At 50.8% G+C, this 10664-nt stretch carries 8 protein-coding genes and 1 pseudogene; 6 read left to right on the forward strand and 3 right to left on the reverse strand.

The annotated features are described in order from the left end of the window. A partial coding sequence (locus BZG83_RS14515) for an ATP-binding protein (RefSeq protein ID WP_131825099.1) occupies positions 1-2147 on the reverse strand: 2147 nt, incomplete at its 3' end. Between the two features lie 237 nt (positions 2148-2384). Further along, positions 2385-5300, reverse strand: coding sequence for a ribonuclease E (gene rne, locus BZG83_RS14520; protein WP_198929740.1), 2916 nt, complete (start codon positions 5298-5300; stop codon positions 2385-2387). Positions 5301-5866: 566 nt separating this feature from the next. Between rne and rluC the strand changes: the two genes are divergently transcribed. Beyond that, positions 5867-6820 carry a 23S rRNA pseudouridine(955/2504/2580) synthase RluC gene (gene rluC / locus BZG83_RS14525; protein ID WP_077481594.1) on the forward strand — a complete coding sequence of 318 codons (954 nt, stop codon included), beginning with the start codon at positions 5867-5869 and terminating at the stop codon, positions 6818-6820. Positions 6821-6883: 63 nt separating this feature from the next. Beyond that, entirely contained in the window at positions 6884-7606 is a 723-nt protein-coding gene (locus tag BZG83_RS14530) for an HAD-IA family hydrolase (RefSeq protein WP_241825783.1), read from the forward strand. 142 nt (positions 7607-7748) lie between these two features. Here BZG83_RS14530 and BZG83_RS14535 read toward each other — a convergent pair whose 3' ends face one another. Further along, a complete protein-coding gene (locus tag BZG83_RS14535) occupies positions 7749-8330 on the reverse strand; it encodes a Maf family protein (protein WP_077456001.1) in 582 nt (193 codons plus the stop codon). Positions 8331-8606: 276 nt separating this feature from the next. Between BZG83_RS14535 and yceD the strand changes: the two genes are divergently transcribed. From yceD to BZG83_RS14555, 4 genes and pseudogenes are all read left to right on the forward strand, one after another. Next, on the forward strand, positions 8607-9137 hold the full coding sequence (gene yceD, locus BZG83_RS14540) for a 23S rRNA accumulation protein YceD (protein WP_077481592.1): 531 nt from the start codon (positions 8607-8609) through the stop codon (positions 9135-9137). A 5-nt stretch (positions 9138-9142) separates the two neighbouring features. Further along, entirely contained in the window at positions 9143-9313 is a 171-nt protein-coding gene (gene rpmF / locus BZG83_RS14545) for a 50S ribosomal protein L32 (protein ID WP_069589095.1), read from the forward strand. A 9-nt stretch (positions 9314-9322) separates the two neighbouring features. After that, positions 9323-10345: a phosphate acyltransferase PlsX gene (gene plsX / locus BZG83_RS14550; RefSeq protein ID WP_069589097.1), complete on the forward strand. Its 1023-nt coding sequence runs from the start codon at positions 9323-9325 to the stop codon at positions 10343-10345. Positions 10346-10353: 8 nt separating this feature from the next. After that, positions 10354-10664: pseudogene (locus tag BZG83_RS14555) on the forward strand (3-oxoacyl-ACP synthase); the annotation flags it as partial.

Below are 10664 nucleotides of genomic sequence, written 5' to 3' on the forward strand. Positions count from 1 at the left end.
TGCTCCTTATTCTCGACGTCCTGTGGGGTAAGGGGTTGCCAGATGGGAGAAGGCTGTTCGTCATTGGGTAAATGAACAACTGGTTCGTCAGGTGCTTGGGTCGCGGGTAAGGTAAAACTAAATGTGGTGCCGATTTGTGGCTGACTGCTCACATAAAGCTGACCGCCCATAAGCTCAATTAGCTGACGTGTTATCGACAAGCCCAGCCCGGCACCATGCTGATAGTGGTAGTGGTCACTGACCGCTTGAGTGAGTGGCTCAAAGATCACGTTCAGTTGCTCGGGCGGGATCCCTTGCCCGGTATCGACTAACTGAATACGAACCCTGTCATCAATTTTTTCGGCACTCAATACTATCTTACCGGCATCGGTAAACTTCACTGCATTACCAATCAGGTTATACATCACTTGCTCAAGGCGCTGGGTATCGGCACAGACCCACAAAGAGGACGTGGGGAGCTGATTGATGATACGGATGGGCTTATCTTTTTTGAGATGTTCAGCCAAAGAAAGGACCAGACGCGCTAGGCTGGTGATATCGACCGCTTCGTTTTCAAGCGAGAGCTGACCATAACGCATTTTATGATAATCGAGCAGGTCATCGACTAATTTCGCCAGTCGTTGGCCGCTGTTGACAATGATCGAAAGCTGGTATTGGTGATCACGACTAATTGGACCATTCGCACCAGCGATCAAGGCGTCGGCAATTCCAATCATGCCATGCAAAGGCGTGCGTAATTCATGCGAGGTGGTAGCTAGAAATTCGTCTTTGAGCTTGTTAGCCAACTGCAACTCTTGGTTTTGCTCTTGAATCGTCGCCAAGCTTTGTTCAAGTGTTTGATTTTGCTGGTGGATAAGCTGAAGCTTTTCACGGATAGCGCGCCGCATACGAGAAAAGCTGACCGCCAACCGCCCGATTTCATCATGCCGACGGGTATGGTGAATTTTGGTATCCAGATCCCCCGCACTCACTTTCTCTGCGGCCCATGTCAGCTGCAACAAAGGACGAGTAATAAAATTCGACATACTGTTCGATGCGACCAACACGGCAAAGCCGGCCAACAGCATCGCTACGACGAACAGTTGTTCGAGTTGGCGAACTCTCGCAAATGCAATGTCGATAGGCACTTCGGCGACAAGCGCCCAATGCAAGCCATGGGTTGAGATAGGTGCAAAGGCCGCCAGCATGGTGTCGCCGGACGCATTGTCATAGCGTTCAACCCCTGTGTGATTATCCAGTGCCTTTTCAATCACTGCCAGACTGTTGGCAATCGTCTCTGGGTTAGATGAATGGCCGCGCACTTGCAGATCGTCTCCGACTAACAAGGTTTGAATGTCGGATGAAGAGGAAGGGGTCATTAACGCGGTCAGCGCGTGATTGGGAAGCCGAAACAAGGCATAACTGTGCAGGTAGCCTTGCTGAATAATGGGGGCGCCGAGCCATGCATAGGCGTTGCCATCCGGATCTTGGGCAAAGTCTGACATGACGACATTAGGGTGAGGATCGCGCTTACCTTTCACCTGCCTATCTTGGCGCTTTAGCGCGGCAAAGGTGTGACCCAGCTTGGTATCTTGGTAAGGGCCCGTCAATAAGTTGGTCCCATAGTTCGAATGCTTTTTGACTGAATAGGTGACATTACCTTGTTTATCGACGAGTAGCAGATCGTCGAAGTCTGCACGTGCCAATAGTGCTAAATAGGCGCGATGATAACGTTTGTGCAGTAAGCGGTAGCGTTCTACACCGGGGTAATTCGGCGAGCCTTTGCTGACGGGCGTTTTTATCGCATGACCTGAACCGGGATGGTAGCGAGTTTGTGCATACTGCCGGGCGGAATCCATGTCAGGGCCTAGGCTACGGAAGGCGTTGACCAAACCATAAAAGTGGCCGCCACTGGCATAGGCAAGCTCTGATGCGACGAACCCTAACACTTCAGATTCTTTAGCATCAAAGTAATCACGCACTTGTTGTTGCTTGCTATCACGTACAGAAAGTAGGTGTGCGGTGCTTTGCTCTTGCAAATCCTTGCTGTGAGCATTAAGGAAAAAAAGTGCCACGAGAATCAGAGGCAATAAACTCAGCAGGAGAAAAGCCATCATCAAGGTGTGATGAAGGCGCTTAAACGGAGGAGCGATAAACAGCTTTCTCATGATCAACAGCCTTGTCCTTAAAGCAGCTATTTAATGATTCTGTCTGCAACGCTAAACAGGCAGAAGGAATGCTAAACAGTGACGTTACTTCCTTTTTTTGCTTTGACAAGCAAGTTGGTCGAGAAGCGTGTGGATCGGCGCATTTTTATCACTTTTCCCGATAGTTAATGGTTTTATTGAAAAAAAAGCCCCAGCGCTGCTGGGGCTTTCTCATCACGTTTAAGCGTTAGTATCGATTTAATACTGAGGCTTGGTTGCCGGTGCTTGAGCCGCGGCTCGCGCTTCTGCGCTGCCAGCCGCTTTCGCGTTGGCATTGGGCACTTTAAAGGCGGCGATGCGCACTGGCGAATGATCAACCACTTGGTTTGGCGCAGGCGCTTTCATCATTGGTGATGTTGCGCGACGATAACGAATGGTTGATTGAGGCGCTGTGATAACCGCTTCACGCTCAATCACTTTCTCCGTCACCAAGGCCACATTTGGATCATGTTCTGGCGTGGTCGCTGGTGCCGGTGATGCGGCTACCGATGGCGTGGCTTCAACCACAGGGGAGGTTGGCACTGGCTCAACGACTGGCTTCTTCTCTGGCGTTGGCGTTGCGGCGACACTCGGTGTGCGCATCACAATCACTTTACCCATCGCCATTTCAGGGCGTGCAACACCGCTTGCAATCACAGATGCGGCTTGGCGTTTGTCTTGGCGACGACGGTCCTGTTTTACTTTGATAGGTTGCTCGGCCGACCAGACTTTACCCATCGCCATTTCTGGCGAGGCCATGCCGGTGGTGAGTGGCATCGGGCTTTTCACCATTGGACGGCGACGACGACGTTGACCGCTGGCACGCAGGTGACGAGGAGAACGACGATTGCGGCGCTTCTCTTCACGTGCAGGCTTGTCTTGCTGACTTTGGCCGTTGTCTGTTTGTTGCTGTTTAGCTTGCTGCGCCACATCGGCACCGACTTGTTGGAGATCTTTCCCTTTTGCCGGTTCTTGTGATTGTGCAGATGCGGTTACAGCATCGGGCTGGTCTTTGTTGACACGCACGCTGCGGTTTAGCTTACGGCGTTGGCGACGTTGTTTCACCTTCTCCGTTTTTTCTGCCTTGTTATCCGCGTTATTGTCCGCTTTCTCAGGCTGTTTCTTTGCCGTTTCTACCTTGTCAGCTTGGGCTGACTTTGGCTTCTCGTTACGGTTTTTCTTGCCTTTACGGTTATTGTCGCGACGCTCATCTTGCGACTTGTTACTACGGCGAGGCTTGTTGTTACGGTTGCGATCTTGTGCGTTGTCATCTTGCTCGTCTTTTTGCGGCGCGGCCTGATTTTGACGAGGTTTATTGCGTCCACTTTGATCGCGTTTGCTACGTTGTTGACGCGTCGATGAACCCGATTGACGGTTGCTCGATGGCGTGCTCGCTTGACTTGGCGTTGCCTCAGACGTGTTGTCTCGTGCAAATAGGCAAGATAAAAACTTACCCAACTTGGCTAACAGGCTTGGCTGTTTAGGTGCTGCCTCGGTGGCGGGCTTCGCGGCTGGCGCTGGTGAGCTTGGCGCGGCAAATCCTTGTAAAACAGGTTCTTCACGCTTTTTCGCCGGACGCGCTTGTTGTGGTTCTTCGCGCGTTTCCGCTTCTTTTAGCGACTCAAGCTGGCTTGGCAGATGGTACGACAAGCTTGCCATTTCTTCGCCGCCACGGATGCGCACCACATCGAAGTGTGGGGTTTGCAGATCCGCGTTTGGCACCACAWCCACTTTGACATTGTGGTACTTCTCAATATGTTGTACCGACCGACGCTTTTCGTTAAGCAGGTAAGAGGCGACAGGCACAGGGACAATACCCAGAACTTGCGCTGTGTTTTCCTTCATGGCTTCTTCTTCCATGAGACGCAGAATCGACAAAGAAAGCGATTCGTTGTCACGGATAACACCCGTTCCTTTACAGCGTGGACAAATATGGTGGCTGGCTTCGGCGAGTGACGGGCTCAAGCGTTGGCGTGACATTTCTAGTAGACCAAAGCGTGAGATACGGCCAATTTGCACCCGTGCACGGTCCATGCGAACCGAATCACGTAGTTTGTTCTCCACTTCACGTTGGTGGCGCACAGGCGTCATATCGATGAAATCGATAACCACCAAACCGCCTAAATCACGTAAGCGAAGCTGGCGAGCAATTTCTTCCGCGGCTTCTAGGTTGGTTTGTAGCGCTGTTTCTTCAATATCACTGCCTTTGGTGGCCCGTGCCGAGTTGATGTCGATAGACGTCAAGGCTTCGGTCGGGTCAATGACAATAGAACCGCCTGACGGGAGGCGTACTTCGCGTTGGAAGGCCGACTCAATCTGGCTTTCAATTTGGTAGTGGCTGAACAGCGGCACTTCGCCTTCATAGAGTTTGATACGGCTGACAAAGTCTGGGCGTATTAACTGGATGTGTTCTTGCGCACGTTTGAAGACTTTTTCGCTGTCGATCAAGATCTCACCAATATCGCGACGTAAGTAGTCACGAATCGCACGTGCAATCACGTTACTTTCTTGATGGATCAGGAAAGGGGCAGGGTTGGATGATGCCGCTTCTTTAACCGCTTGCCAGTGGTTGAGTAGCACTTTCAAGTCCCACTCTAACTCTTCGGCCGATTTACCGACACCAGCGGTACGTACAATCAGGCCCATACCTTGCGGTAATTCAAGACCTGACATGGCCTCTTTAAGCTGGTTACGTTCTTCGCCTTCGATACGACGCGAAATGCCACCGGCGCGCGGGTTATTTGGCATCAAGACCAAATAGCTACCTGCTAGAGAGACAAAGGTCGTCAGTGCTGCGCCTTTGTTACCGCGTTCTTCTTTGTCCACTTGGACAATCACTTCCTGACCTTCTTTCACCACATCTTTGATGTTAGGACGGCCTTGATAGGTATAACCGGAAGGGAAGTATTCGCGGGCGATTTCTTTTAGCGGGAGGAAACCGTGTCGTTCAGCGCCGTAATCAACAAATGCCGCTTCCAGGCTAGGTTCAATACGGGTGATACGTCCTTTGTAGATGTTAGCTTTTTTCGATTCATGGCCAGGGCTTTCGATATCAAGATCGTACAGCCGTTGACCGTCAACCAATGCGACGCGCAACTCTTCCTTTTGAGTTGCGTTAATCAACATTCTTTTCATCAGATTGTTCTCATTTATTTATCGTTGTTATTAGCGGTTGATGACGAGAGCAGTCGCCAATGTTGCCTGACCCCAAGTCTGATATGGTGCAGCCTCTCGGCTGGAGAAAATCAGGGGTGCGCTCGGGCAAATTTTTATCGGCCAGCTGCGACGGTTATTGTGGCTCACCGGATTATGCAGTTGGCGTCCGCCGTGTTTAAACTCATGGCGGATATCTCTGACACTGGCAACCAGCCATCGTGTCAACACACTAACGGGTGCTTTTGGCTTACGTCTTACGCCGAGTGCTGCGTAAAGCACGAAAAGCATTCGAAATTATGGATATTTTAACAGGCAAGCCCGTTATGTCGCCGAAAAGTGATTCCCTTTTCTGACTAACGCCGCAACTATAGCAGCCAGACCAGAGTCCAGCAATCGGCTTTCGCTGCTTGTGTCGGGTTGGTAGAAAAAGCGGACGAATGTGCGCGTTTTTTGCACGATTATCTTTGCTGCCATGTATTCAGCGGCGTTGAAGGCGGGGTTTAGATAGGTGCATGTCCCGTCGCTTAGAGGTACAATCACTCGCTATGACAGAACAAAAATCAAAAGTGCGATTTATCGAAATTGACGATGACATCGCCGGCCAACGTATCGACAATTTTCTGCGAAATCAGCTGAAAAATGTCCCAAAAAGTATGATTTATCGCGTTCTTCGCAAAGGAGAGGTGCGAGTTAACAAAAAACGAATAAAACCAGAATATAAGCTTCAAGCGGGCGATCTAATTCGTGTGCCGCCTATTCGGCTTCCTGAGCGCGATGAGCAAGTGGCGCCAAGTACAAAGCTAGACAAAGTGGCTGAGTTAGAAAACTGCATTCTTTATGAAGATGACCATCTCTTGGTGTTGAACAAGCCATCGGGCACTGCGGTGCACGGCGGAAGTGGGCTACAGTTTGGTGCTATCGAAGCCATGCGTGCGTTGCGCCCTAAAGCGCGTTTTTTAGAGTTGGTGCATCGTATTGACCGTGATACCTCTGGGATCTTGCTGATTGCGAAAAAACGCTCGGCATTACGGCATCTCCAAGCACAATTTCGTGAAAAGACAGYGCGAAAAGATTACTACGCGCTCGTGATGGGGGAGTGGCCTGCGAAAAAGCGCAAAGTTACGGCACCTCTATTAAAAAATGAAGTAAATAGCATTGTGCGTGTGAACCCCAATGGTAAGCCATCGGAAACCCGCTTTAAGGTGATCGAGCGTTTTGCGGAGGCGACGCTGGTGCAGGCTAGCCCAGTGACGGGACGAACGCACCAGATTCGCGTGCATGCGCAGTATATGGGTCATCCACTCGCGTGGGATGACCGCTATGGTGATCYGCGCTTTGATGCTTATACCAAACAAGTCGGCCTAAATCGACTCTTCCTGCATGCGGCGAAAATTCGCTTTGTGCATCCGGGCCGTGAAGAGACCATGGATCTCGACGCGCCGATGGAAGCAAAGTTACAACGTGCGCTTGAGGGGTTGCGGAAGAAAACCGGTAAATAAGCGCAACCGGACGGTCCCTATCAGACAATTTCCGATAATAAGTAGTGGAATAGTGAGGCATGCATGAGTGAAAGCGGACAAGTGATAGTACAAGAGATGACGGCGATGAGTGAGGGTGAGCAATCACTCTCGGTGCATCCGTTACTTAGACCCTATTCGCTGCTTATCTTTGATTGGGATGGCACCGTCATGGACTCTATCGGACGGATTGTCTCGAGCTTAGAGGCCGCCGCTGCGCTCACCGGTCATCTACCCACGCTTGCGCCGGAACAACTCAAACAAATGATTGGATTGAGTTTAGAGAAGGGCTATTCGTTGTTGTATCCAGACGCGGATCCTAAATGGTATCCGCACTGGATTGCGCATTACCGTCAACAGTTTGTGCATGATAACCCAACCCCGTGCCAGCTTTATCCTGGGGTGAAGGCCACACTCAGAGCATTAAAGGCAGACGGATTCAAACTCGCCGTGGCCACCGGAAAATCACGTGCTGGGCTTGACCGAGCGTTAGCCGAAACAGGAACGGCTGACCTGTTTGAAGTGACACGCTGTGCCGATGAAACAGCCTCTAAGCCTGATCCGCAGATGATCGAAGAAATATTGACGCAAACAGGTGTCGGCGCAGCGCAAGCGTTAATGGTGGGTGATACACATCATGATATGCAACTGGCAGCGAACGCGATGGTCGACCGTCTTGGTGTGACATGGGGAGTGCACGACCGAAACACCTTGCAGGCTTACGCGCCGATTGCTGTGGTTGACTCACTGAATAGTCTTATCCTATGAGTCACCGGTAAAACGGCGATCTTTCACACCATACGCCGGCGCACAGCTTACAAGGGACACCGTACCAAGCGACAGGTTTTGCGGGGTCATGCGATGGCGCCTTAGCCACTCATCTAGGCGCGGCGCTACTTTGTCTGCAGTGTTAAATAACTGAGACGCCTTCTTTCTCGAGCATTTCGCGCAGGCGGATCAGCGGCAGTCCAATTAAGGTGTTGGGGTCACGGCCGTGCATGGCATTAAACAACGCGATGCCCAACCCTTCGCATTTGAAACTACCGGCGCAATCTAACGGCAATTCTTTATCGATATAACGTGTGATCTCGGCTTCGCTGAGATCACGAAAGTCGACATGAAAGGGCTCGACATCGGATTGATGGTGGCCGGTTTTACTGTTAATGACTGCAATGCCGGTATAAAAAGTGACTTGCTTGCCACTGGCTCGCAGCAATTGCTCAATGGCCTTTTCACGTGTGCCGGGTTTACCGAGCACCTCTTCATCAATCACACAGACTTGATCAGAGCCAATGATCAACGCGTCACCATACAAAGGCATACCCGCCATGGCTTTCTCTAATGCGAGACGTTCGACCAAGTCAGTCGGGCGCTCATTTTCTTGTCGGCTCTCATCAATGGCGGGTGAAAATGCGGTAAAGGGTAGGGCGAGTTTCTTAAATACCGCTTGTCGATAAGGGGAACTGGATGCCAACACGATTTTAGGTTGCATGACATGTCCTTTAATGTGTGTGAGTCTTAATGCGCACAAAAAGCTTGGTTTATCTTCATATTTCAGTCTAACCTGAAAGTCGTCAACGTGCGATGTGCATGATGCAGTATGGTCGGATCTCGGCCAGAACCAAGGCGTTGATGGGAAGACGGTGAGAGGAAAGCCTTCTTACTATTGCGATTCGTTGTGTCTTTTGCCAAGAAGACAACAAAGGGCCTGAGCACAGGCAACATTTTCTTTGACTCCAGCGCATTTGGAGGCTAATATTCGCGCCCTATGCAGAAGGTAAAGCTACCGCTGACGGTTGATCCATTCCGCAGTGCACAAAAGCGGCTTGACTACGATGGCATCGTAGATAAATCGCGTTTGGCGCGCCTCGGTGAGGCAGCCCAAAGCATTGATAGTGATGCTGAGGTCACGCTTTCTTTCGACATTGATGCCCAAGGGTTAAAAACCGTGTCTGGCCATGCGGCCGTCACAGTAAGCCTTGAGTGTCAGCGTTGTTGGGAATCGTTCTCCTATCGCTATGAAACTGAATTCGTTTATAGCCCGGTTTTCAATGAWGACCAGGTTGGCAACTTACCGGATGCTTATGAGCCGGCATTAGTCGACGAAAACGGTGAGATTGATCTGATTCAGCTCGTCGAAGACGAGTTGATTGTGGCCTTGCCACARGTCGCCATGCACGAAGACACYGACTGTAAAGTGAGTGCTGACAACATGGTGTATGGGGAAATCCCACTTGCTGATGAGCGTCCAAATCCGTTTGCCGTACTAAAAAACTTAAAGCAAAGTAACGAGGAGTAGGGTCAATGGCCGTACAAAAGAACCGTAAAACCCGTTCTAAGCGTGGTATGCGTCGTTCACACGATGCACTGGGTACTCAAGCAGTATCAGTAGACAAATCTAGTGGTGAAACTCACCTGCGTCACAACGTGACTGCTGATGGTTTCTACCGTGGCCGCAAGGTTATCAACAAGTAAGGTTGAACCTTGACTGGGCTAACCATTGCACTTGATGCGATGGGTGGGGATTTCGGTCCCCAAGTGACAGTGCCTGCCTCCGTGCAGGCATTGTCTCGTTTTGCGGACCTAAATGTGATTTTAGTGGGCGACCACGCACAAATTGTCGCGCAGCTCACTCGATGCGACGCACAAAATCACTCCCGACTTTCCATCGTTCATGCCCCAGACGTGATCCCTAACGACATGCGCCCGTCAACGGCGTTACGCCGTAGCACTGGCACATCCATGCGTATTGCGCTAGATAAAGTGGCGCATGGTGAGGCAGATGCTTGCGTCAGTGCCGGAAACACCGGCGCACTGATGGCACTTTCCAAACACCTTCTAAAATTGCTTCCCGGCGTCGACCGCCCCGCGCTGGTGACCGCGTTACCCGGCGCAAACCAACAACGTAAATGGTTGTTAGATCTCGGCGCGAATGTGTCTTGCGATGCAGATACACTGTTTCAGTTTGCGGTCATGGGCGCTGTGTTGGCCCAAGCAGAGCTTGGGCGTATGCCACGTATTGGCTTATTAAATATCGGTGAAGAAGAGATCAAGGGAAACGACTTGGTAAAGCGATGTGCCGATATGTTGCAATCTTGCCAAGCAGTGAACTACACCGGCTATATAGAAGGGGATCAAATATACACGGGCCAAACTGATGTCATTGTTTGTGATGGCTTTGTCGGTAATGTCGCGCTTAAAACCAGTGAAGGCGTCGCCAGCTTGGTGATTAACCAAGTAAAAACACATCTCAATCAGCATCCCATCAAGCGCTGGATCGCGAAATGGCTATTTTCTGATCTTTTTAATCAACTAAAACAGCTGAAACCCGACCAGTACAACGGCGCAAGTTTGCTAGGATTGCGCGGCATCGTTGTCAAAAGCCACGGACGCGCTGATATCGCCGCTTACGAAAATGCTATTTGTGAAGCGGTGCACGAGGTCGAACGGCAGATACCAACCAAGATAAGTGACCGTTTAGAGGCAGTTCTTCTCGAGAGGCATTAGTAGTCTTCATGTATAGTAAGATTTTGGGCACAGGCAGCTACTTGCCTGAACAGGTTCGCACCAATGCTGACCTTGAACAGATGGTAGAAACCAGTGATGAGTGGATTGTCACTCGCACCGGTATTAAAGAACGTCGTATTGCTGCGCCAACAGATACTGTTGCCTCAATGGCTTATCAAGCTGCTGTGCAAGCAATTGACATGGCTGCCATCGATAAACATGACATCGATCTGATTATTGTAGCGACCACCAGTGGTGAACGCGCTTTCCCAGCGGCGGCCTGTGATGTGCAAGCCATGCTAGGCATTCAAGGCTGCCC

The organism is Salinivibrio sp. PR919 (genome assembly GCF_001995355.1).
GTDB classification, from domain to species: domain Bacteria; phylum Pseudomonadota; class Gammaproteobacteria; order Enterobacterales; family Vibrionaceae; genus Salinivibrio; species Salinivibrio proteolyticus.